This is a genomic window from Desulfocurvibacter africanus subsp. africanus DSM 2603, assembly GCF_000422545.1.
Lineage (GTDB): Bacteria > Desulfobacterota > Desulfovibrionia > Desulfovibrionales > Desulfovibrionaceae > Desulfocurvibacter > Desulfocurvibacter africanus.
The window spans coordinates 266926-289837 of the sequence record NZ_AULZ01000005.1; the positions used below are offsets into that span (position 1 = coordinate 266926).

General features: G+C 61.0%; 21 protein-coding genes, 1 tRNA gene and 1 pseudogene. 16 read left to right on the top strand and 7 right to left on the bottom strand.

The features are described 5' to 3' along the window. Positions 1 to 24: 24 nt before the first annotated feature. The 4 genes from fliN to fliQ are packed head-to-tail and all read left to right on the top strand — an operon-like array spanning position 25 to position 1932. On the top strand, positions 25 to 570 hold the full coding sequence (gene fliN / locus H585_RS0105380; protein ID WP_027367069.1) for a flagellar motor switch protein FliN: 546 nt from the start codon (positions 25 to 27) through the stop codon (positions 568 to 570). 7 nt (positions 571 to 577) lie between these two features. Further along, positions 578 to 919 carry a flagellar biosynthetic protein FliO gene (gene fliO / locus H585_RS0105385; protein WP_027367070.1) on the top strand — a complete coding sequence of 114 codons (342 nt, stop codon included), beginning with the start codon at positions 578 to 580 and terminating at the stop codon, positions 917 to 919. After that, positions 849 to 1640, top strand: coding sequence for a flagellar type III secretion system pore protein FliP (gene fliP / locus H585_RS0105390; RefSeq protein WP_027367071.1), 792 nt, complete (start codon positions 849 to 851; stop codon positions 1638 to 1640). The genes fliO and fliP overlap by 71 nt, the downstream gene beginning before the upstream one ends. Before the next feature lie 22 nt (positions 1641 to 1662). Further along, complete coding sequence (gene fliQ / locus H585_RS0105395) at positions 1663 to 1932, top strand: flagellar biosynthesis protein FliQ (RefSeq protein ID WP_014259319.1); 270 nt, start codon at positions 1663 to 1665, stop codon at positions 1930 to 1932. Positions 1933 to 2136: 204 nt separating this feature from the next. On the opposite strand, the gene rlmB is transcribed toward fliQ, so the two are convergent. Further along, positions 2137 to 2925 carry a 23S rRNA (guanosine(2251)-2'-O)-methyltransferase RlmB gene (gene rlmB, locus H585_RS0105400; protein ID WP_027367072.1) on the bottom strand — a complete coding sequence of 263 codons (789 nt, stop codon included), beginning with the start codon at positions 2923 to 2925 and terminating at the stop codon, positions 2137 to 2139. Positions 2926 to 3162: 237 nt separating this feature from the next. On the opposite strand from rlmB, the gene H585_RS0105405 reads away from it, so the two are divergent. Beyond that, entirely contained in the window at positions 3163 to 4815 is a 1653-nt protein-coding gene (locus H585_RS0105405; protein ID WP_027367073.1) for a lytic transglycosylase domain-containing protein, read from the top strand. A 192-nt stretch (positions 4816 to 5007) separates the two neighbouring features. On the opposite strand, the gene aroE is transcribed toward H585_RS0105405, so the two are convergent. Then, entirely contained in the window at positions 5008 to 5925 is a 918-nt protein-coding gene (aroE, locus tag H585_RS0105410; protein WP_027367074.1) for a shikimate dehydrogenase, read from the bottom strand. Positions 5926 to 6701: 776 nt separating this feature from the next. On the opposite strand from aroE, the gene H585_RS0105415 reads away from it, so the two are divergent. After that, a complete protein-coding gene (locus tag H585_RS0105415; RefSeq protein WP_027367075.1) occupies positions 6702 to 8756 on the top strand; it encodes a methyl-accepting chemotaxis protein in 2055 nt (684 codons plus the stop codon). A 173-nt stretch (positions 8757 to 8929) separates the two neighbouring features. Here the strand turns inward: H585_RS0105415 and H585_RS0105420 are convergent, their stop codons facing one another. The 3 genes from H585_RS0105420 to H585_RS0105430 form a co-directional block, all read right to left on the bottom strand. Further along, a complete protein-coding gene (locus H585_RS0105420; RefSeq protein WP_027367076.1) occupies positions 8930 to 10207 on the bottom strand; it encodes a DUF401 family protein in 1278 nt (425 codons plus the stop codon). Positions 10208 to 10322: 115 nt separating this feature from the next. Then, positions 10323 to 10517, bottom strand: coding sequence for a hypothetical protein (locus tag H585_RS0105425; protein WP_027367077.1), 195 nt, complete (start codon positions 10515 to 10517; stop codon positions 10323 to 10325). Further along, positions 10514 to 12532, bottom strand: a complete 2019-nt coding sequence (locus H585_RS0105430) for a monovalent cation:proton antiporter family protein (protein ID WP_027367078.1) — start codon at positions 12530 to 12532, stop codon at positions 10514 to 10516. The genes H585_RS0105425 and H585_RS0105430 overlap by 4 nt, the downstream gene beginning before the upstream one ends. Before the next feature lie 113 nt (positions 12533 to 12645). Here H585_RS0105430 and H585_RS0105435 point away from each other — a divergent pair, with 113 nt between their 5' ends. The 4 genes from H585_RS0105435 to H585_RS0105450 all read left to right on the top strand — a co-directional run bounded on the left by H585_RS0105435 (position 12646) and on the right by H585_RS0105450 (position 14985). Continuing rightward, on the top strand, positions 12646 to 13338 hold the full coding sequence (locus tag H585_RS0105435; RefSeq protein ID WP_027367079.1) for a DUF1538 domain-containing protein: 693 nt from the start codon (positions 12646 to 12648) through the stop codon (positions 13336 to 13338). Next, positions 13335 to 14063, top strand: a complete 729-nt coding sequence (locus tag H585_RS0105440) for a DUF1538 domain-containing protein (protein ID WP_027367080.1) — start codon at positions 13335 to 13337, stop codon at positions 14061 to 14063. The genes H585_RS0105435 and H585_RS0105440 overlap by 4 nt, the downstream gene beginning before the upstream one ends. Further along, positions 14060 to 14419 carry a P-II family nitrogen regulator gene (locus tag H585_RS0105445; RefSeq protein WP_027367081.1) on the top strand — a complete coding sequence of 120 codons (360 nt, stop codon included), beginning with the start codon at positions 14060 to 14062 and terminating at the stop codon, positions 14417 to 14419. Before H585_RS0105440 ends, H585_RS0105445 begins: the two co-directional genes overlap by 4 nt. A gap of 98 nt (positions 14420 to 14517) precedes the next feature. Continuing rightward, complete coding sequence (locus H585_RS0105450; RefSeq protein ID WP_027367082.1) at positions 14518 to 14985, top strand: hypothetical protein; 468 nt, start codon at positions 14518 to 14520, stop codon at positions 14983 to 14985. 200 nt (positions 14986 to 15185) lie between these two features. On the opposite strand, the gene H585_RS0105455 is transcribed toward H585_RS0105450, so the two are convergent. Continuing rightward, on the bottom strand, positions 15186 to 16175 hold the full coding sequence (locus tag H585_RS0105455) for a zinc-dependent alcohol dehydrogenase family protein (RefSeq protein WP_027367083.1): 990 nt from the start codon (positions 16173 to 16175) through the stop codon (positions 15186 to 15188). Positions 16176 to 16310: 135 nt separating this feature from the next. Between H585_RS0105455 and H585_RS0105460 the strand changes: the two genes are divergently transcribed. The 3 genes from H585_RS0105460 (at position 16311) to H585_RS0105470 (ending at position 19176) form a co-directional block, all read left to right on the top strand. Further along, complete coding sequence (locus H585_RS0105460; protein ID WP_027367084.1) at positions 16311 to 17498, top strand: HDOD domain-containing protein; 1188 nt, start codon at positions 16311 to 16313, stop codon at positions 17496 to 17498. A 194-nt stretch (positions 17499 to 17692) separates the two neighbouring features. After that, positions 17693 to 19024 (top strand): ATP-dependent 6-phosphofructokinase, encoded by a 1332-nt coding sequence (locus H585_RS0105465; RefSeq protein ID WP_014259306.1) that lies wholly within the window; start codon positions 17693 to 17695, stop codon positions 19022 to 19024. Positions 19025 to 19100: 76 nt separating this feature from the next. Further along, positions 19101 to 19176, top strand: a tRNA-Ala gene (locus H585_RS0105470). A 52-nt stretch (positions 19177 to 19228) separates the two neighbouring features. On the opposite strand, the gene H585_RS0105475 is transcribed toward H585_RS0105470, so the two are convergent. Continuing rightward, entirely contained in the window at positions 19229 to 19753 is a 525-nt protein-coding gene (locus tag H585_RS0105475; protein WP_027367085.1) for a dihydrofolate reductase family protein, read from the bottom strand. Between the two features lie 958 nt (positions 19754 to 20711). Here H585_RS0105475 and hisI point away from each other — a divergent pair. The 3 genes and pseudogenes from hisI to H585_RS0105495 all read left to right on the top strand — a co-directional run. Beyond that, positions 20712 to 21083 (top strand): phosphoribosyl-AMP cyclohydrolase, encoded by a 372-nt coding sequence (gene hisI, locus H585_RS0105485; protein ID WP_005987143.1) that lies wholly within the window; start codon positions 20712 to 20714, stop codon positions 21081 to 21083. Next, entirely contained in the window at positions 21083 to 21976 is an 894-nt protein-coding gene (hisG, locus tag H585_RS0105490) for an ATP phosphoribosyltransferase (protein ID WP_034627200.1), read from the top strand. The genes hisI and hisG overlap by 1 nt, the downstream gene beginning before the upstream one ends. A gap of 505 nt (positions 21977 to 22481) precedes the next feature. Beyond that, a pseudogene (locus H585_RS0105495) lies at positions 22482 to 22912 on the top strand (right-handed parallel beta-helix repeat-containing protein); the annotation flags it as partial.

Genomic DNA, 22912 nt, shown 5'->3' on the forward strand with positions numbered 1-22912 from the left:
CGAAAACAAGGGATGGATACACGCATGACTCCGGATCAGTTCGATCAGGACAAGCTGGCGGAAGAGTGGGCCTCGGCTCTCGGCGATTCGGATGAGGGCTCCGAGGGAGCAGGCGGCGGGCAGGATTTCGCGCCTGCCGACGACAAGGATTCCGGTGGCTTGGCCTCGGAATGGGCTCAGGCCCTGGCGGATGAAGAGGAAAAGAATATCAAGGCCGAAAAGCGTCAGGAATTCCTTTCCTCCAAGAGCCAAGTGGCCGAGTTCAAGGATTTGACGCATGAAGCCAAATCTCCCAGGCCTGAACAGACCAAGCGCGACCTGGATTTCATCCTGGACATCCCGCTGGAAGTTTCGGCGGAGCTGGGCCGCACCAAGTTGCTCATCAACGAACTCCTGCAGCTCGGCCAAGGCTCGGTCGTGGAGCTGAACAAGCTGGCCGGCGAGCCGCTGGAGATCTACGTCAACGGCAAGCTCGTGGCCAGAGGCGAGGCCGTGGTCATCAACGAGAAGTTCGGCATCCGCCTGACCGACATCATAAGCCCCATCGAGCGAGTGAAGCAGCTTGGATAATCCCGCCATGCCCCAAGGCAGTTACCTTCCGGAACTGCTCCAGGTGGCTGGATCTCTGCTCCTGCTGCTTGGAGTCCTCTTCCTGGCGCTTTACCTGCTCAAGCGCTTCGGACCTAAGGCCGGATTGGGCGTCTTTGGCCGCGGTGACCTCAAGCTGGAAGGGCAATTGGCCCTGGGTCCGCGCCGCAGCGTTGTCGTGGTCCGCTATTTGAATAAGCATCTGGTGCTCGGAGTAACTGAAACGAGCATCAATTTGCTCACGGAGATGGAATCAGGCCATGACCCTGAACGTGCTGACTTCCAGGATACCCTGGTTCGGGAAACCGGCCGGGGCGCTCCTCATACTTAGCTTCGCGCTGCTCCTGGCGCCGGGCCTGGCCTTGGCCCAGGACATCCCCCACTTCTCGATGAGCATCTCGGGCGGCCAGCCCGAGCCCGAGCAGGTATCGCTGCTGCTCGAGATCATCTTCCTGCTGACGGTCCTGTCGCTGGCGCCGGCTATCATAATGACGATGACATCCTTCACGCGGATCATCATCGTCTTCCATTTCCTGCGCCAAGCCCTTGGCACTCAGCAGATGCCGCCAAGCCAGATCCTCATCAGCCTGGCCATTTTCATGACCTTCGTGATCATGATGCCCACGGCCATGGCGATCAACAACACGGCCCTGCAGCCGTACATGGAAGAGCGCATCGGCTTCAAGGAGGCCTTGGATAACGCCCAGAAGCCCCTGCGTGAGTTCATGTTTAAGCATACGCGCGAGAAGGATCTCTCGGTGTTCTATTCCATCGCCAAGATAGAGCGCCCTGATAACCGCGAGCAGGTGCCCACCATGCTCCTGACGGCGGCCTTCGTCATCAGCGAGCTGAAAACCGGCTTCATCATCGGCTTCCTGATCTATATACCATTCCTCATCCTGGACATGGTCGTGGCCTCCATCCTGCTGGCCATGGGCATGATGATGCTGCCTCCGGTAATGATTTCCCTGCCGTTCAAGGTGCTTCTGTTCGTTATGGTCGATGGCTGGAATCTGCTCACGGCCTCGTTAGTGAACAGTTTCGCCAAATGATTCCCACGCGAGGTAATGCGCCATGACCCCGGAATTCGTCATCGGCTTCGCCCGGCAGGCCATTGAGCTGACCTTGACCATCTCCCTGCCGCTCCTGGGCATCGGCATGATCGTGGGCATCTTCGTCAGTGTCTTGCAGGCCGCGACGCAGATCCAGGAAATGACCCTGACTTTCGTGCCCAAGATCATTGCGATATTCATCGCCCTGCTGCTGTTCTTTCCATGGATCATGGACAAAATGATCACTTATACGCGCGACCTGCTCATCAATTTCCCTTCCTATCTGAATTGAATCAACGTGCATGAGAACTGGGAAGGGCTTTGCCCTCCCCAGACCCCACCCACCAGGGGGACGCCCCCCTGGGCCCGCGATTTTTCTTATGATTATTCAGCGACCCCGAGCCGTGACAAGCGCATGTCCATGGGCCAGCCGCTGCCGGGAAAAGGGATTCCAAAGGGGCCAAGCCCCTTTGGCCGCCGGAGGCTTCCCCGTGACCTAGGTTTTGCCGGCTTGGCCGGCTGCGTCGCGCAGGGCCTTGGCGCGGGCGAAGTGTCCAGTGATCAGGGCTCCGGCCTGGGCTACGTTGAGCGAATCGAAGCCATGCTGCAGGGGAATGCGCAACGTGAAGTCGCAGCGCTTGGCTACTCCCGGCCGCATGCCTTTTTCCTCTCCCCCCAGAACCACGACAGCCGGAAGCCGAGGTTCCAGGAAGAATAGATTCTCGCCCGCCTCGCCTTGGGTTCCGTAGATCGTGTAGCCCGCCTCCGCACATTCCTCCAGCGCGCGCGCCAAATTCGTAACCCTGGCGATGGGCAGGCGCAAAAGAGCGCCGGCCGAAGCCTTGAGCGCCCCGGTTCCCAGGCGTGCGGCGTGATGCTTGGGCACCAGCAGCCCGGCCCCGCCAAGGGCGTACACGGTGCGCACCAGGGCCCCGACGTTGCCCGGATCGAGCACTTGGTCCAGCGCCACGAGCAGAGGAAGCGGGGATTGGCGAGCTGTTTGCAAGAGTTCATGCAGTTCCGTGTATCCGGCCTCGAAGATGTCCGCGAGGACACCTTGGTGGTTGCCTGGAAACTGACGGTCCAGCTCATGCCGCTCTACAAAGCGGAAGCGCACGCCGCGTTGGCGGCAGAGGTCGAGAATCTGCTCAATGGGGCCGCCTTTTGCTCCTTTTTGCAGCATGACCCCCTCCACGCGCTCGGGCGCAGTGGATAGAAGCTCCAGCACAGGTTTGCGCCCAGCCACCAGACGCAGGGATTCACTTGATTGATGCTCGTTGTCCATGCAGGCACCTCCGTGGGCACATCAACGCCCGGTAAGCCTTATACGGATTGCCCTGACTCTTGCAAAGCCATGGACAATCGGCTAGGGACGGGCCTTAGAAGCCATTGAACAGTAGCCAGCTTGGCGGAAGCCGGCTCATGGGCCATGTTTGTCCGATATGTGCATGGCCATTCTTGATAAAGACACAACATGTCTGACCACAGCAACGTTTCTTAATTGGGTTCCGGGAGCCAGCACATGAGGATCGCATCCGCGGTAATGATCAGTCTTGTCCTTCTTGCAACGGCTTGCGCCACGCGCGAGACAGGACCAACCACCTCGTCCTCCGGGGCGCAACTCCCGCCAAGCCCGTTTCTGGAAGCCAATCAGTGTTCCCTGGATGAGGAGCAGAAACTTGCCGGCGAGCCGGAAGTCCAGGATCTGGATCCCGAGCTGAGCGCCGAGCCCTCCGATCTGTCCGGGGAACTCACTGCCGAGGAACGCGAAGCGCTTAAGAACGAGCCGGAAATCCAATTCCAGCTTACGGTCACAGAGAACGAAGCTTTTGCCAAGTATTTCCACTTCTTCACCGCCAAAGACAAGGACGGGAATCCCGGCAAGGGGCGAAAAGCCTTCGAACTCTGGCTGGAGCGGTCGCAGCAGTTCCTGCCCTACGTTCGGCAGGTCTTCCGCGAGCGCGGCTTGCCCGAGGACCTCGTGTTCCTGCCCTTTGCCGAGAGCGGCTACAACGCCTGGGCCTATTCCCGCGCCGGCGCGGCGGGCATGTGGCAGTTCATGCCTTTCACGGGCCGCAAATTCGGCCTGACCGTGGACTGGTGGAGCGACGAACGCCGCGATCCATACAAGGCCACGCATGCCGCGGCGGACTACCTGACCGTGCTGCATAACATGTTCGGTGATTGGTACCTGGCCCTTGCCGCGTACAACGCGGGCGAAGGCAGGATTTCACGAGCCCTGCGCAAGAGCGGCACCGACAACTTCTTCGATCTGGCCAAGGACAGGCGCCTGCTGGCCCTGGAAACCCGCGACTACGTGCCCAAGTTCCTGGCCATCATCAAGATCGTCAAGAACCTCGAGAGCCTGGGCTTCAAGCCCCTGAATTGGAACGAGGCGCCCCAGTTGGAAACCGTGGAAGTCCAGGGCGGCACGGATTTGCTGGCCATGTCCACATCCTGCGATATCGACTGGAAGCAGTTCCAGACGCTTAATCCCGCCTTCCGCCGGCATGTGAGCAACCCCGAGCAGAAGTGCACGGTCTATCTCCCGGCCGAAAAGCTTACGGCGGTCAACGACTACCTGTCCAAGCCAAACGCCAGGCCATACGCCGGCTGGTTAAGCTACCGGGTACGCAGTGGTGATTCCTGGTGGGCCCTTTCCCGACGCTTCGACACGCCTATCGCCGTGCTCAAGAAGCTCAACAACATGTCCAGCAACACGCTGCGTCCCGGCGCGCACCTCATGATCCCCGGCAAGGGCGGAGCCAAATACGCCGCCAAATACTCCGCGCCAGCTCCCGCGCGCGCCAAGACGCAAGCCATAGCCCAGAAGCGTGCCAACTACGTTGTCCAGACCGGCGATACGTTGTGGGATATCGCACAACACCACAATGTCAGCCTGAATACCTTACGCAAGGCCAATGGCCTGAGCAGTGGCAGGAATCTCAGCGTGGGCCAGCGTCTGTATATACCCGATACCGGCGGGGTGAAGCAGCGCATAGAAGATCAGAGCGACGGCAACCGCCTCGTGACCCACAAGGTGCGCCGCGGCGACACGCTTTGGGATATCGCCCGCCGTTACAACGTCACGCCGCAGCGTCTCATGACCTGGAACAATTTGAACAAGCGTAGCGTCATTCGGCCGGGCGACAAGCTCAAGGTCTACGTCGAATAATTGACTCCGGTAGGCTCGAAAATCGAAAGGCCCTGCGCAAGCGGGGCCTTTTTTGTTTCGCTTCATCTAGGGCAGATTGCTTTTAAGACGCCCGCTCCGGCGTTGACAGCGCAAGTGAATTGCGCCTACGCCTACGCGGCGGCAAGCCATGCCGACGCATGGCTTGCAGAGCATTTTCAAAAGCAAAATGCTCTAAGTCAGCCCCAGGAACTGCTTGAGCAGGCGTCTTGCTCCATCCAGGGGCAGCTCTTCATCCGTCCACAGCCGGAATTGCGCCGCGGCTTGGTGCAGGAACATCTCCAGGCCTGGTATGACCGCGCAGCCGGCCTGACGGGCCTCGACCAGGAAGCGGGTATTGATCGGGTTGTAGATCAGATCGTAGACGATCTGCCCACGCTTGAAGTGTTCCGCCGGCCATGGCGTCGCGTCCTGCCGCTCGCCCAGCATCCCGAGCGGGGTGGCGTTGACCAGCAGTTCGGCCTGGACATTCGTGCGCTCCTCCCAGGCCACGCCTTGGCAACGCATATGGTTGCACAGGGTTCGCGCGGCTTCGGGCGTCCGGTTGGCGACATGAATGGCGCGCACGCCCCATTCGCGCAGACCGGCGATGACGGCCCTGGCCGCGCCGCCCGCGCCTAGGATCAGGGCCGAGGCGGGCTTGATGCCGATCTCGGCGAGCGGAGCCAGGAAACCCTGCACATCCGTGTTTTCGCCGCACAAGAGCCCTTTTTTCCAGTGCAGCGTGTTTACCGCGCCAGCGGCCCTGCAGCGGCCGGACAGCTCCTCACAGAACTTCATGATCCCGGTCTTGTGCGGAATGGTCACGCTCACGCCCCAGATGGGCAGGGTCAGGACCGCGGCCATGAAGTCGTCCAAACTCTCCGGTGGCATGGGCCAAGCCATGTAGGTTCCGGCCACGCCTACCTCGCGGAAGGCCCAGTTGTGCAGCACGGGGCTCAGGCTATGCCCCAAGGGGTTGCCGATGATGCCACAGAGCATCTGGGGAATGATAGGCAAGTCCATGCGTTCTCCGCCTGGCATCATGAAGCCGTCTTCGTTCGGATTCATCTGGGCGGCTCCGCCATCACCGCGGGCTTGTAGCTCGGACAAAAGTCCCTCCTTGGCTGAGGTCATCGCAAAATACTACGCCAGCACGCCGAAGTAGGCCACCGTGAATAACAACAAAAATGCGTAGGGGGCCAGGCTGCCGGTTGTGAGATGGCGAATTGGCGTCTTTAGGTAGAGGACGAAGCCGCGCACTGCTTAGTCTACCAAGATTCCAGGACCTTGCCAGCCAGCTTTCAAATGTTCTTTAATCGGCCGCTATTCCCTGTGCAACGGTGTTTCTGACCTGAGTCAGGTTTCGAGCATTATGTTTTTGAAAATACTATGCAAGCCATGCGTCGGCATTGCTTGCCGCTAGCTTCGGCGTAGGCGCAATTCACTTGCGCCGTCAACGCCGGAGTGGGCGTCTTAAAAGCAATTTGCGCCATAAGAAGGCCGACCGTCTACTGGCTGATAAAATAGTCAATGCCTGTATAGGCAAGCTTGTTATGGGCCCATGATGAACGTCCTTTGAGTTGGTCTTCTGTTTCTATCGCATATCCAAGCATATCAAATGTTGTGCACAGCACTTCAGAAATGGCGTGCTTTTTAGCTCCAAAAACATTATAAAATTGCTTTATTATTTTATTACAGTATATTGTGAGTTTGTTTTTTTAGGAATGATGCTTGCAGCTTGTATTTATTTTTCTATAACTTACGTCAGACTCGCTGGTCCAAGCTCATGCACGCTGGGACGCGTTAACACGCAGCTTACTGCTCCATCCAAGGACCCAGGCTTCAACCAGCGCTTATGACGTGCAACCTGAATAGAGGATAGCAACGTGCGACTAAGCCTCAAGACCAAGTTTCTCATTCCCACACTATCGCTCATCGCCATGGGCATGCTGCTGCTTGCGTGGATGAACTTTGCCCGGATGGAGCAAGGTTTCTCGGACATGCTTGGCAGCAACATGGTAAATCTCGCCGAATGCATGTCCGGTCACATCAGTGATAACGTAGGTACCAAACTCAAGCTCGTCGCGGCCTGGACGACAAATCCAGATATCCAGGCCCTGGCCATCAGTGGAGAATCAGACACCTCTGGAGTAGCTAGCGCCTTCCTGCATTCTTGTATGGGTTCCGTGGACGGCCTGCTTTACATGAATCTCACCAACCTGAAAGGCCAGGTCATCGCCTCCACCAGCGCAAAAGCGGTTGGCAAGCTGAACGTTTCAGACCGGTACTGGTTCAAGGCCGTGGTTCATGACAAGCGAGCAAACGTCGTTTCCAAGGCTGTGGTCAGCAAGACAACCAACGAAGCCAATGTGGCCGTCGCCCAACCCGTCTACGATGCGCACGGGCGGTTGCTGGGGGCCATGAACGCCGGCATCGACCTGGCCTACCTCACGAACAAAACGGCTTCGGTCAAGATCGGCAGCACCGGTTTTTCATATATAATCGATGAAGATGGCATGTACTTGGCCCATCCGCAGCGCGAGCTGTTTCTGGCTACCGAGCTGCCTAAGAAGCCTTGGGGCAAGGATATCATGTCAGTGTCCGGGACCAGCTATGTTCAGTACATTGAAAACGACGAACTCAAGCTGGCCTCGGTGACGAAGGATCAGACGACCGGCTGGACCTTCGTGGTCATGGCGCCTCATGAGGACATGTCCACGCTGCTGGCTGGCATAACCAAGCAGAGCGCCCTGGTCATGTCGGGTATAGCCCTCTTCCTCATGGCCATCATCTGGTACCTGCTGAACAGGATCATCATCTCGCCCGTATCGGCATGTGTCGACTTTGCCCAGCACGTCACGAAGGGCGATCTTGAATCAAACCTGGAGATAAAACGGAAAGATGAACTGGGTGCGCTCGCCGCAGCCCTCGGGGAGATGGTAAAGGCCATCAAGACCAGCCTGGACGAGGCTCGCAACCAGCGCGCCGAGGCCCAGAAACAGGGGCTGGCCGCTCGGCAAGCCCTTGAAGCTGCGGAAGAGGCTGGTCGCAAAGCCGAAGCCGCCAAGCGGGAAGGCACGCGCGAGGCCGTGCTCAAGCTCCAGGGTGTGGTCGAGACGTTGAACTCGGCCTCGGACCGGCTCTCCGTGCACATGGAGCAGGTCCTGCGGATCGTCGAAGGCCAGGAGCGTCTAGCCGCCGAGACCGCCACGGCCATGGAGGAGATGAACTCCGCTGTAATCGAGGTGGCCAGGAATGCCGGGGAGGCCTCCGACCATTCGGACCAAACGAGGAGCAAGGCCCAGGAGGGCGGGCTAGTCACGGAGCAGTCCCTCAAGGCCATCCACCGCGTGGAATCGCTGGCCGCGGACCTGGAAACGGAGATGAGCAGCCTGGGTGCCAAGGCTCAGGCCATCGACCACATCATGAGCGTGATCTCGGATATCGCCGATCAGACCAACCTGCTGGCCTTGAATGCGGCCATTGAAGCGGCCCGGGCCGGAGACGCCGGCAGGGGCTTCGCCGTGGTAGCCGACGAGGTTCGCAAGCTGGCGGAAAAGACCATGTCCGCCACCAAGGAAGTCGGAGGTGTCATCGGCGCGATCCAGAGCGGCACCCATGAGAACGTGGTCAAGGTCAAGGAGGCAGCTGCAGCCGTGCAGCAGGCAGCGATGCTTGCCAAACAGTCCGAGAGCTCCTTGCGCGAGATCACCGGGTTGGTGGAGATGTCCACCGGACAGGTCCAGTATATAGCTCAGGCTGCTGGGCAGCAGTCTACAGCCAGCGACGAGATCAACAGGACCGTGCTGGAAATGAGCGGCCACGCCACGAAGATTTTCGAGGGAGTGCGTGAGTCTAAGCGCACTGTGGAGGATCTCACCGAGCAGGCCCGTGAGCTTCAGGCTGTCATCAACTCGTTGCAGGAACAGGCTGGGGCATAGCCGAAATCAGCCATGGAGAATCCGTCGTCTGCTAGATCCAGATTCTCTTGTCAATGCATCGTGAGGAGGGCTTAGCCCTCCTCACGCCTTTCAGGGGCTAACGCCCCTGGCCTATATCAAATCTGTATTGAATAATCCGACCAGCCGGCCCTATGCACGGTCACGTGGGCGACCTACGCCAGCACGCGAAAGTATGCCACCGCGAAGGCCATCAGAAGCGCACAGGGAGCCAGGAGCTTGCGCCAGGGCCTGCCCAGGCCCACCTCGAAGTACTGGCAGGACAGCACGTAGCAGATGTGCAAGGGCGAGGACATCACGCCCAGGAAGCCGGAAAAGAGGCTGAGCACCATGTAGGGGATGAGGCTGTCCATGGCCCCGGCCTGCTGTAGAAGGCCCAGCATGAGCGGGAAGGTCGCGCCCACGAAAGCCATGGTGATGCCCGAAACCAGACCAACCAGGTAGGGCAGCAGGACCGAGGCGGCGAACATGGCCATGGCGCCGCCCGCGGATGCGGACAAAGCCTCCACGACACCGGAGCCGGCCATGACGTCCTTGAATACAAAGATGCTGGCGATGGCCAGCAGCATGCCGAGCAGCTTTCGCTGCAGGAGCACCTTGGCCAGGAAGCCGAGTTTCAGTCCGTTCTGGAGCATGGTCCAGGCGATGGCCGTGGCAAGACCGGCTATGATGCCCCACTCGTAAGGCACATCCGGCCGTGCGGCCGAGAGCAGGCCTTCCAGCCCCAGGGAGCCCACGATGGCCACGAGCAAAGGCAGACCGTGCAGCAGCGCCTTACGGGCGTTGCGCGGCTTGCGCTCGCTGACGGCCTCGATCGGCAGGGGCAGGCGCGAGGGCCGCAGCAGGAACCACCAGCCCAGGACGGTGAAGAAGATCATGCCCGGCAAGGTATAGGCGATGAGTGTGATCAGCGGCACGCCGGACAGGGACGAGGCCAGGATGATGCCCGGATACAGGGGCCAGATCAGTTCCCACATGTGCCGGAACCAGTAGTTGAGCATGACCTTGTCTTCGGGCCGGATATTCATGCCCTCGGCCACGCTGCCCAGCATGGGCGCGGAGAAGACCGCCCCACCGGGCATGGGCAAAAGCCCGATGAGCGAGGGAAAGAAGGCCAAACGCAGGCGTGGGCTGGTAAGATAGCCGGAAAAGGCGTCCATGAGCCGCCGGTTTTGGCCGCTCAGCTCAAGGATGTCGCTGAGCACGAGGATGAGGATGACCACGACGGCCAGCAGCAGCGTCTTGGCCGTGGTCAAGGCCACTCCGGCCGTGGTCAGCCAAACCGGCAGCGGCATGCCGAAGGCCAGTCCAAGCAGCAGGCTGCCGCCCAGGACCGAAGGCCACAGGCCCAGGCGGTAGCGGATGCCCGCCAGCATGGCGGCGAAGACGCAGAATAGCTTGATGAGGGGCAGGGAGCCCGCGAATGTGTCCATGAATGGTAACCTCGATGCCCGTGACAAGGGCAAAGCTTGTCATGCACCTGCAAGAATGGCGAATCAAGGGGATTCTCGGCGGCTCGAGCCAATCAGCCTGGAGCCGTTACCGATCTCAATCCTCTCGAAAGGGCCGGCCGCTGTCGCCGGCCTTGTCCTTGTCGGACTCGTCTTCGCTTACGCAACGCGGACAATATCCCCGATCCCCCGGAACAGGCCGGTAGCCACGGCCGCAGGAGGCGCAACGGCGTTCGCCGGGCCTGCCCAGTTTGCCCATAATGCGCATGACCGTCTGCACGATAAGACTCATGCCGGCACCTCCTCACGGCGACGGTCGCCTTCCAGCTTGGCCGCGGCGAACAGCCCAGCCTTGTCGAGGACCTCGGCGTGCTCCCCGAAGATGTAGGCCACATCACCGCCTTGCAGCCGGAAGCCGGCGCCGGGATTGGCGATCATCTTGCCTTCCCGGTTGATCGCCACCAGAGTCAGGCCATGTGTCTTGCGCAGCTCGGCTTCCTTGAGGTTCTTGCCGTCCAGAAAAGAGCCCGCATCGACTTTGAGAGCGGTGACCTCGAAGCCCGAGCACACGCCGCTCAGGTCGCAGTACGGTTCGCGGGCCAGGCCCGGCTTGCGCAGCAGGCCGTAGCCCTCGGCGCGCACATCGAAGGTGAAACGCTCGATGTCCCGGCGGGGCACGAGATAGGCCGAGAGCACGCGGGTGAATATCTCAACGGATGTCTCGAATTCCTCGGGAATGACCTCGTTGGCCCCAAGGGCCTTGAGGGGCTCGATCTCGGCCACGAAGCGCGTGCGCACCACGATGCGCAGGGCGGGATTGGCTTTGCGCGCGGCCTCGGTGATGCGACGGATAGCCGCGGGATCGGCGATGACCACGGCCAGGATGCGCGCCCGGCTCAGGCCCGCGTGCTCCATTACCGCCGGCTGGGCCGCGTCGCCGTAGAAGATGGGCTCGCCCTTGGCCGCCTCGTTGCGCACCGTATCCGGATTCATTTCCACGATGACATAGCGGATGCCGGCCATCTGGGCCGCGCGGGCCAGATGCCTGCCGCCTACGCCGAAACCAACGATTACCAGGTGGTCGCTCAAGGTCTCGGTCTCGCACTCCGTTCCTGCCGGGACCAGCGGGCCGCCGGACAGCGGGGCCTTGCGGGCCAGGAAGGCGGACACGCGCGGCGCGGCCATGATGAGGAAGGGCGTCAGGGCCATGGTCATGATGGCCGCTGCCAGGAACAACTGGTACTCGGACCCGGCCAGCAGGCCATAGGATACGCCCACTCCCGCCAGCACGAAGGAGAACTCGCCGATCTGGCCCAGGGCCAGGCCGGCCTGGACCGTCACGCGCAGCGGGTAGCCCAGCACCAGGCCCGCGCCGGTGGCCAGCACGGACTTGACCACCAGGACGGCCAGCGTGACCAGGACCACCACGCCCAAGTTGTCTATGAAGTAGCCCATATCCAACAGCATGCCGATGGACACGAAGAACACGCTGGTGAACACGTCGCGGAAGGGCAGGATGCCCTCCAGGGCGCTCAGGCTGTACTCGGACTCGCTCATGAGCAAACCGGCCAGGAACGCGCCCAGGGACAGGGACAGGCCCACGGCCGAGGTCAGCATGGCCACGGAGAAGCACAGGCCCAGGGTGGTCATGAGGAACAGCTCGCGGCTGCGCGTGCGCACGACCATGAGCAGCACGCGCGGGATGACCCACTTGGCCAGCACCCACAGGATCAGGATGATTACCACGGTCTTGATGGCCAGAAGCATTAACGATGCCCCCAGGTTGCCCGCCCGTCCGGAAAGGAAGGGAATCAGCAGCATCATGGGCACCACGACAATGTCCTGGAAGATGAGGATGCCCAGCGCGATGCGTCCGTGCGGCGCATCCAGCTCGGCCCTTTCGGACAGCAGCTTGAGCACCACGGCCGTGCTGGACAAGGCCGCCAGGAAGCCGGCGAACACGGCGTGTCCCGCGGACGCCCCCAGCAGCATGGACAAACCGTCGAAGACGATTATGGTCAGCAGCACCTGGGCCGCTCCGCCCAGAAATACCGGCTTCTTGAGCCGCAATAGTTCCTTGAAGGACAGCTCCATGCCGATGACGAACAACAGCAGGATGACGCCGATCTCGGCCAGCACTTCGACCTCATGGGCCGCGCTTACCAGGCCCAGGCCATGCGGGCCTGCCAGCACGCCGGTCAGCAGAAAGCCGATGATGGCCGGTATGCGGAAACGATGGCAAACGATGATGACGCCGATGGACAGGCCGAATATGACGACCGCTTCCTTGAGTATGGGGAGTTCCATGCTGATGCCTTGCGCGGGCTTTGGGTTTCAGTGTAACGTGTAAAAAAGGGAACGCGATATTCTGCCCGGCCCTTGCCCAAAAGTACAGGCCGCCTTCAGCGAAATCGGATACCATGAAACGCCGAATCCTAGCTCTCCTGGCCGAGGTCGCCTCCGCCATTCTGCCCATCACGGGCATCGTGCTGCTCTTGCACCTGTTCGCGACTCCCTTGGACGACGAGCACCTCGCCCGCTTCCTCGGCGGCGCGGCCATGATGTCCCTGGGACTCATGTTCTTTTTCGTGGGCGTGCGCACGGGCTTTCTGCCCATGGGAGAAACCGTGGGCAACGACTTGCCCAAGATCGCCTCCGTGATCATCATCGTTGTCATGGTCTTCGCGTTGGGCGCAATGATGGCCTTGGCCGAGCCGACCGTGCGCGTCCTGGCCCATCAGGTGGGGTTGGCGTCCAATGGCCGGATTGGAGGGAATGTCCTGATATTCACCATCGCAACGGGCGTGGGCATCTGCGTGAGCGCGGCCGTGATCCGCATCTTCCTCGGCTTTCCGATTTCTCGCCTGCTCGCCGGCGGATACATCGTGGCCTTGCTGCTGGCTTTCCTCGGACCTTCCGATTTCGTGGGCCTGGCCTTCGACGCAGGCGGTGTGGCCACCGGGCCAATCACGGTCCCGTTCGTGATGGCCTTGGGATTGGGCGTCGCCGCGGTCTTGGGCGGCAAGTCGGCCTTCTCCGACGGCTTCGGGCTGGTGGGCCTGGCCTGCCTTGGGCCCATTTTGGGCGTCCTGTTGCTCGGGGTGCTGGCATGAGTCTGCTGCTTGAATTCCTCGACGTGCGTCAGACCGCCTGGGGCGTACTGCAATCCCTCGGCCCTATCCTTTTGTTTTTTCTGGCCTTGCAAGCCTTGCGTTTTCGTCTGCCGCGCGAATATCTGCTCGGGATCATCAAGGGCGTGGTCTTGACCTTCGCTGGCCTTGTCCTTTTCCTGCAGGGCGTGCAGGTGGGCTTTCTTCCCGCGGGCGAGTCCCTGGGCCGGTCCCTTGGCCAAATAGGCAGCCTGTGGCTGCTGATGCCCGTGGGCTTCTGCCTCGGCTTCGCGGCCACCATCGCCGAGCCGTCCGTGCGCGTGCTGGGTTACGAGGTGGAGAAGGCCTCCCTGGGCCGGATCAAGGGACGGGTCATCGTCCTGACGCTCTCCCTGGGCGTGGCGACCCTGATGGCCCTGGCCATGCTGCGTGTCACGCAGGGCATCTCCATCCTTTACTTCCTCGTCCCTGGGTATCTTGCCGCCATCGTGCTAATGTGTTGCGCTCCTCCGGCCTTCGTGGGGATTGCCTTCGACTCCGGGGCCGCATCCACCGGACCCATGACCGCGACCTTCGTCATGTCGCTCATGCTGGGGATCGCGGCCCAGATGGAAGGGAGAGATCCCATTCGCGACGGCTTCGGCCTGATCGCCATGGTCACCATGGCCCCCATTATCGCCATAATGTGCCTGGGTTGCATCCAGGCCTTCATAGGGAGAGAACGATGAAGCTGCAGACCAACCAGGACCTCATCGTGACCATCGTGAACAAGGGCTGGAGCGAGCGGGTCATCAAGTCCTCCAAGGCGGCCGGAGCCGAGGGCGGCACCATCCTTTTCGCCCGCGGAACCGGAGTTCGCGAGAAAACAAGTTTTCTCGGCATCTCCGTGGAGCCGGAAAAGGAAATGATCCTGACCATCGTCCCGAACTCGCTGACGGAGAAAGTGCTGCAGGCCATCGTCGACGGAGCCGGCCTGGAAAAGCCCGGCGCGGGCATCGCTTTCGTGCTGCCGCTCAAGGCCGTGGCCGGCATCTGCCATCTTCCGCCCAAAGCCATGTCCATCGATGAGGTGGTCTGCGACTGAACGAGGTTTCCCTCGGCCGGCCTGTTGCCCGCCCTTGTGGCTTGGATTACTGTGGCCGATCGCCCGCGTGGCGAAATCCCCTGCCCAGGAGGTAGGCCATGACCCTGAATCCCGCCGACGCGGATCGTCTGCGCAAGCATATCATCGAGGTTATCCTGGAGCACGTGTCGCGCGACGAGGCCCGCCGCCGCGAGGCCCTGAGCGAGTTCTTCGGCGTGACCCTGCCGGCCGTGGACGACGCCCAGACCCAGCGGCTGGCCGAGCTCGTGCCGCCGCTCCTGCCCGTGCTGTACGAGAAGTGGGCCAACATGTTCGCCGACCGGCTCTTCGAGACCGTGCCCGAGGAGCAGATCGAGGATCTCTGCCGCTCCGGCGAGAAGAACCGCGCCACGCTCCTGCTCGTGTACATCATGTTCATGGAGTCCGAGCGCATGGAAAAGCAGGTCGCCCAGGATTTGCGCGCGCACGGCCTGCAATTGGCCCCCGAGGCCGGGCAGGACGCCGTGGCCAGCTACTTGCGCGCCCGCCTGAGCAGCCTGGCCGCCGAGGCTCGCAAGCTGCAGTAGAGGCGCGCAGGGAGAAGCCTCCGGCGGCCAAAGGGGCCAGGCCCCTTTGGAATCCTTTTTCCCGGCAACGGCTCGCCCATGGATATGCGCTCGTCACGGCTTTGGGCCGCTGAATAATTTTTCAGAAAATTCGCGGGTCCAGGGGGGCGTCCCCCCTGGCGGGAGAGGGTCTGGGAGAGGGCGGAGCCCTCTCCCAGCTCTTACCTCCATTCGAGCACGATCTTGCCCCGGTGCTTGCCGCTGGCCCAGTATTCGTGCGCCTCGTTGGCCTCGGTGACGGCGAAGCGGCGGCTGTCCAGCAGCGGCCGCAGGCTGCCGTCCTCGGCCCATGCCGTCAGGCGGCGCAGGACTTGGCCGTAATGGGCTCGGTCCTGGCCCGTGACCAGTGGCAGCAGCATGAACACGCAGTGGATGGTCAGGCCGCGCGCGTGAGCCAGGGACAGGTCGTGGTCGCCGCGCGCCACGGTGGTCACCACATGGCCGTAGAGCTTGGTGGCCGGGAAGCAGGCCTCCAGGTTCTTGCCGCCCACTGTGTCCATCACCACGTCGAAGCCCTGGCCGTCCGTGAGCCGCCGCACGTATTCTTCCACCGGCTCCTGCTTGTAATCGATGACCTCCTCCACGCCCAGGCTGCGGGCCACTTCGGCCTTATCGGCACTGCCAACAGTGCCGGCAACGCGCGCGCCCAGGTTCTTGGCGACCTGCACGGCCACGTGGCCCACGCCGCCAGTAGCGCCGTGCACCAGGACATGCGCGCCTTTGACCACGCTGGCCATGTCGTGCAGCCCTTGCCAGGCCGTGAGGCTCACCAGGGGCAGGGCGGCCGACTCGGCAAAGCCCAGGTTGCCGGGCATGGGTGCCAGCAAGTCCGCGTCGGCCAGCATGTATTCGGCCAGCGCGCCGCCCGTGTTGCGCACGCCTCCGGCGCAGCCGTAGACTTTGTCTCCGGGCTTGAGGGCAGTCACGCTCTGGCCCACTTCCTCCACCACTCCCGCCACGTCGCCGTGCAGCACGGCCGGCAGCTCCGGACCGAAGTCCGGGCCCAGGGTGCGGATCTTGTAGTCCACGGGGTTGAAGCTCGCGGCCTTGACTTGGATGAGCACATGGCCGGGCTTTGTCCGTGGTTGTGGGATGTCTTCTTCGCGGAACCTAGCAGCCTCGCCGTATTCGTGCAGCAGCATCGCCTTCATGGTACGTCTCCTGGTTCAGAGGTTCAGCATGCATAGCATGCCGCCGCGCCCGTGGGAAACCAAGGCCTGGCCAGCGCATCCACCTTCTTGCGCCTCGCGCGCTTGTGTGATCTAGGATTGGGCGAGGAGTCCAGCATGAGCCAAACCTCTTCCGAATGTGCCAAGAAAGACCCGGACGATTTCCTGTTTCTAGTGGAACAGGGACAGGGGCTTCCGGAATTGCGGCAGACTACCCGCGAGCTGATCGACCTTTTCTGGAGGCAGGACGCCACGGCCCGCGACCTGATCCGTATCCTGGCTTCGGATCAGGAGCTTTCCCAGTCCATCGTGGATACCTCCAACCGCAAGTACTTCCAGGGCCTTTTCGTGGCCTCCACTCCGCGTCAGGCCGTGGCCCGCATGGGCTTCCGCTTCAGCAAGGCCATGGCCCTGGTCACGACACTGGGCATGGACCTGCAGCCGCTCATGGCCGACAATGGCATGCGCAACGATTTCGTCACCCGCGCCATGTGCCGAGCCGTCACGGCGCGGGAAATGGAGGATTACGCGCGCTGCATCGACATGGAAGAGGCCCTGGTGCTGGGCTTTGTCTGGGGCGTGGGCGATCTGCTCTGGCAACCGCTTCTGGGCGGCCATCCACAAGACGCTTGCCCCCTGGATCTGGCCTCCCTGGAGGAATGCCTGCGACGTGAGCGCTTGCAGGCCGGCGTTGACCACCTGCAGCTCGCGGCAGCGGCCCTGCGCCACTGGGGATTTCCGCCGCGCGCCACGGCCTGCATGCTGTGCGCCGAGGAGGCCGGTCCCGAGGCCGTGTCCCTGCGCGCGTGCTGCGAGGTGGCCGATCTGTTCACCAGGCTGCTCTTTTCGGGCTTTCAGGACGTGTACGCGGTCTTTGCCAAAGGCCGCGAGCACTTTAACCTGGAGGCCGACGAACTGGGCGATGTCCTGCTCACCAGCCTGGGCGAGCTGGCCCGCATGACCGAAACACTCATCATCGACCTGGATATGCAGTCCGGCCTGCGCGAGCTGCTGCGCAAATCCAGCCGCTCCATCGGCAAATTGCAAGGCAACTCGGTTACCGCAACCAGGCTGCCGGCCTTCGAAGCCCTGGCCCAGTCTTCCGACAGCAGGTCCGATCAGGTCCTGCAGGCCGTGGCCCACGAGGTGCGCAATCCGCTCATGGCCGTGGCCGGCTTCGCCCGCAAGCTCGTGGCCACGGTCAATCCAACTTCGCGCGAGAGCGAGTACGCGCAGGTCATTCTGGAGGAAGGTCAGCGCCTGGAAGCGGTCCTGGCCAGGATGCACGGCGGATTGCGGCCCTGAGGCGAATCGCGCGATATCCGAGCCGTGCTTTTCGAATCGCCACTGTGCGCCGATCGATATCGTAATCAATCCAAGATGCCGTGCGGCGCTTGGGCGCATGCCGTTTACCTGCCACGGTTTTTGGCTTATGCAGACGCAAAGGCGTACTGCATAAGCCGCTTCATCCGCACGCCACATAGCCTCAAGGAGAGCATATGAACACGATGTCCGCTGCCTGGGACACGTTGGCCATTCAGTCCCTGGGCGAGTGCAAGGTCGCCAACCCGCTGCCCTATTGCCGTTTCGTCTCGGACGCCACACTACTGCGCATGAACGTGCCCGAGGAGGACCTGCCCGAGCCCACGGAAGAGCTCATTTACTGCGATTTCCAGATGGCCGGGCCGCGCGAGAAGATCTACTTCGACCCTTCCAAGGTCAAATGCGCCATCGTGACCTGTGGTGGTTTGTGCCCGGGCATCAACGACGTCATCCGCTCCATCGTCATGGAAGCCTTCCACAACTACAATATCGCGTCTTGCGTGGGCATCCGCTACGGCTTGCAGGGCTTCATCCCCAAGTACCAGCACGACCTCATGGAGCTGACCCCGCGCAGCGTTGCCGACATCCACCAGTTCGGCGGCACCATCCTGGGTTCCTCGCGCGGCTCCCAGCCCGTGGACCAGATCGTGGACGCCCTGGAGCGCATGAACGTGAGCATCCTGTTCGTCATCGGCGGCGACGGCACCATGCGCGCGGCCAAGGCCATCCAGCAGGAAGTGGCCGCCAGGGGGCGCAAGATCGGCGTCATCGGCATTCCCAAGACCATCGACAACGACATCAACTTCGTATCCAAGTCCTTCGGCTTCGACACGGCCGTGGAAAAGGCCACCGAGGCCATCGACTGCGCGCACACCGAGGCCGTGGGCGCTTACAACGGCATCGGCCTGGTCAAGCTCATGGGCCGCGAGGCAGGCTTTATCGCCGCCCAGTCCGTGCTGGCTCTCAAGGAGGTAAACTTCGTGCTCGTGCCCGAGCAGCGCTTCGACTTCGAGGGCGAGAACGGCCTGCTGCCGGCCCTGGAGAGACGCCTCAAGTCCCGCAAGCACGCGGTCATCGTGGCCGCCGAGGGAGCAGGCCAGGACCACACGGGCCAGAGCGGCGAGAAGGACGCCTCGGGCAACGTGAAGCTCGGCGATATCAGCGACGTGCTCATGGCGCGCATCAAGGGCTACTTTGCCAAACGCGACATGCCCATCACCATCAAGTACATCGACCCGAGCTATATCATCCGCTCGGTGCCGGCCAACTCCAATGATCGCGTCTACTGCGGCTTCCTGGGCCAGCATGCCCTGCACGCTGGTATGGCCGGCAAGACCGGCATGGTCGTCAGCCGCATGCAGGACCGTTACGTGCACCTGCCTATGGAACTGGTCACGGACAAGCGCAAACGGCTCAACTTGCGTTCGGACTACTGGCGCAGCGTGCTCGAATCCACGGGCCAGGACCCCATCACCAACATCTTCCGCGACCAGACTTGCCTGAGTTAGGCCAAGGGAAATTGCTCGCGCTTTTTGCGGCGTTATTGACAGCGAATCGGCTTTGCGACATATTGCCACACCGCGTGGGGCTGTAGCTCAGTTGGGAGAGCGCTTGAATGGCATTCAAGAGGTCAAGAGTTCGATTCTCTTCAGCTCCACCAAAGATTACAAGTGATTAGGCCGCTCGAAAGAGCGGCCTTTTTCATTGCGTGCTCATTCTCGGATATATGTGAGCTGAACCAACCCCTTATCAAATTGTCTTACCTCACGTAACGTAAATTCAATCATCTTATGAGTTTTCCCAAATAACCTGATCCCGTCTCCGAGGATCACTGGAACGATTGACAATACGATTACATCAATGAGTTCCCTATCAAGAAACTGCTGCGCCACGTTCGCGCCACCTTCTATCCACACATTTTTGCTCGTCATTTGTTTCGCTTTCTTCAGTACTTCTGAAACATCTTCATCGGTAAAGACAACGTTGCTGCGTTGAGGATTGCGCTCCGGCAGATGGTGCGACAGAACGAAGGTAGGTACAGGGATGGGCGTTTCCCACCCATGCTTTATCTCAACTTCGTAAGCGCGCCTGCCCTGAATGATCGCGCCAATGCCAGAGAAGAACTCATTGAATCCGTAATCCACATCATTGTATCGCAAAAGCCAAGAAATATCGTCATTTAGTCCTGCAACGAAACCATCAAGCGAAATAGCGATATATAAAACAGCACTGTTCATTTGGGTTTATTCCTTTTTAGTATCTGTGCGTTTTGTGCTTGGCGTCCTTGCAGCCGAAGGCACGGCATACAGAGGGCTAAGAGTCAGATATCGTTTCCTGCAAAAATCTCAGGTTCACTCGTCAATTCGATCGCGTTTTTCTTGCACCACTCCCGAAGCGCTTGCCGTATGGCGTCTTCGGAATAATACTAGTGTTTGATAAAACATAAAAACTCAAATTAACGCGATTAGCGTCGGCCTTACTCATCAAATATTAACCGGCGCCCAACGCAGAGAAGCGCAGTTGGGCTTTCGAGTTGACGCCGTGGTCAGACAGATTCCGCACGATCGCCTCCTTTTGACATATCCGGCCTGCCACTGTCGGAGACGCCGCCAACAGGTCATTCCTGAGCCGAAGCCCATCCTCTTGGTGGACATTGTTTTCGGCGCCATGTGGTATCGCCTACTCGTGGGTCACGCTCCCATGGACGAGTGCTTCGCTGATGAATTGACCGAGGTGGTCATGAGGTTGGTTCAGGCGAGTCCTGAGTGACAAGGCGCGGCACAATTGTTCTTACTCCAACAAGCCGTCCGTCCGGTGTACCTTTGTTGCATCGAAGAACATAAAATTGAGTAAACGTTTTCAAGAGGTCAGGAGTCCAATTCACTTCAGCTCCACCAAAGATTACAGATGATTAGTCCGCTCGAAAGAGCGGCTTTTTCTTATGTGGCCTCCCCGATAGAGCGCGGCAGACCAGGCTGTCCTTCCCTGTCGCCGTGTTGTCACATTCGGTTGGCAGGCTTTGGCCGCTATGTTCGCGCAGCGCCTGTTGTATTGGTGCGGCGCTTGCGCCGGAGCGATAAAATATATAATGTGGCTTCCCCGTAGGCTCGAAGCAATCTCACATCACCCCGAGAGCACTGCGTGCGGCCTTCTTGACCAGCTGCCCTGGATCGACGAATCCCCAAGGACAATCCGATGTTCAAGCCTGATTTCAAGAAAATGGAACTCTTGCCGGCCATTGCCCAGGATGCGGCCACCGGCGAGGTGCTCATGCTCGCTTACATGAACGAGCAGGCCTGGAACGCCACACTGGAGACCGGCGAAGCCCATTACTGGAGCCGCAGCCGCCAGGAACTCTGGCACAAGGGCGGCACCTCGGGCCATGTGCAGAAGGTCAAGTCCATCCGCCTGGATTGCGACTCGGATACCGTGCTCCTGCTCATCGAGCAGGTGGGCGGAGCGGCCTGCCACAAGGGCTACAAAAGCTGTTTCTACCGCGAACTCAAGGACGGCCAGGTGCGCGAGTGCTCGCCCGTGGTCTTCGACCCCAAGGAGGTCTACCGCTGATGCCCCCCGTGAACGGCAACGACAAGGTCCTCAAGCTCGGCATTCCCAAGGGCTCCCTGCAGGAAGCCACCTTCAAGCTCTTCGCCAAGGCCGGCTGGAAGATCCGCGAGCATCACCGCAACTATTTCCCGGCCATCAACGACCAGGACATCTCCTGCTCCCTGTGCCGCGCCCAGGAAATGGCCCGCTACGTGGAGGCAGGCACCTTCGATGTGGGCCTGACCGGCAGGGACTGGATCATGGAGTACAACTCGGACGTGCACGTGGTCTCGGACCTGGTCTACTCCAAGGCCTCGGACCGGCCCGTGCGCTGGGTGCTCGCGGTCAAGGGCGATTCGCCCTACAAGCGGCCCGAGGATCTGGCCGGCAAGAAGATCGCCACGGAGCTCGTGGGCTTCACAAAGCGCTACTTCGAGGAAGCCGGCATTCCCGTGGAGGTCGAATTCTCCTGGGGCGCGACCGAGGCCAAGGTAGTGGAAGGGCTGTGTGACGCCATTGTCGAGGTCACCGAAACCGGCACGACCATCAAGGCCCACGGCCTGCGCATCATCGCCGACCTCATGCACTCGAATACACAGATCATCGCCAACAAGGCCGCCTGGCAGGACCCTTGGAAGCGCAAGAAGATCGAACAGATCGACATGCTCCTCAAGGGCGCCCTATGCGCCGAGCGACTGGTGGGCCTCAAAATGAACGTGCCGCAGGACAAGGTCGAGGCCGTCATGAGCCTGCTGCCCGCGCTCAACTCGCCCACCGTGGCGCACCTGTACAAGTCCGACTGGCTCTCGGTGGAGATCGTGGTCGAGGAAGGCGTGGTGCGCGACCTCATCCCCCAATTGTGCGAGGCCGGAGCCCAAGGCATTATCGAATACGCGCTCAATAAAGTAATCTAAGGCCTAAGAGCTGGGGAGGGCTTTGCCCTCCCCAGACCCCACCCACCAGGGAGCGTGGCCCCCTGGACCCCGTTTTTCGAGCCGGCTGGCTCGGGCATCGTTACGCCTCCCCTTCCTTAGCTACAACCTGGTTCTCAACCGTGCGCGCGTGTCCCTCGCTGCTTCGGCGAAGATACGCGCGCATACTGCGGGAGCTGGGGATAAGATGGTCAATTGTAAGCGACTGGAAACAAGATTGTTTTAGGCCATGCAAGGCTAGGCTCAGTCGATATCCATCTAAGCAGCGCGCATTTATTTTGGCGCTCTGGATGGGTAAGTCATCAGCATTACATCTCTTGACCAAATAATTCACACCTTCGGCTCGATTGGTGTCCTTCTACAGCATTGCCAGCTAAAGCAGACCAAGTAAGGGTCTGTAATTACTTTCTTCATGTAAGTGGAATGCACCTTGCTAAGTAAGGCACAAACCACAGCCTCAGCAACTCATTACATGGAGAAAAATTTCATGCAGCATATGTGCAATAAGCTGTGCCGCATCGGCCTGCTCTTAGTCGCACTTGCGATTCTGACTCAGGTCGCGCCGGCCATGGCCGCCACGTACTTCGTCTCGCCTGCGGGTAACGACGCGGCGGCCGGCACGAGCCAGGGCACGGCCTGGAAGAGCCTGGCCAAGGTCGCGAGCAGCGCGCTACGCGCCGGGGACGTGGTCCAGCTTGCGCGCGGTGGAGTGTGGCGCGAGTCCCTGAGCCTGCCAAGCTCCGGCATCACCCTTACGGCCTACGGCAGCGGCAACGCGCCGGTCATCTCCGGGGCCAATATCGTCTCCGGCCTGTATGCCGAGGCGCAGAGCGCCGGCGTGACCTGGATCGGGTCCATCTCGACCCAGCCTGCGCAGGTCTTCGTGAACGGCGTGCGCGGCCAGCGCGTAGGGAGCGC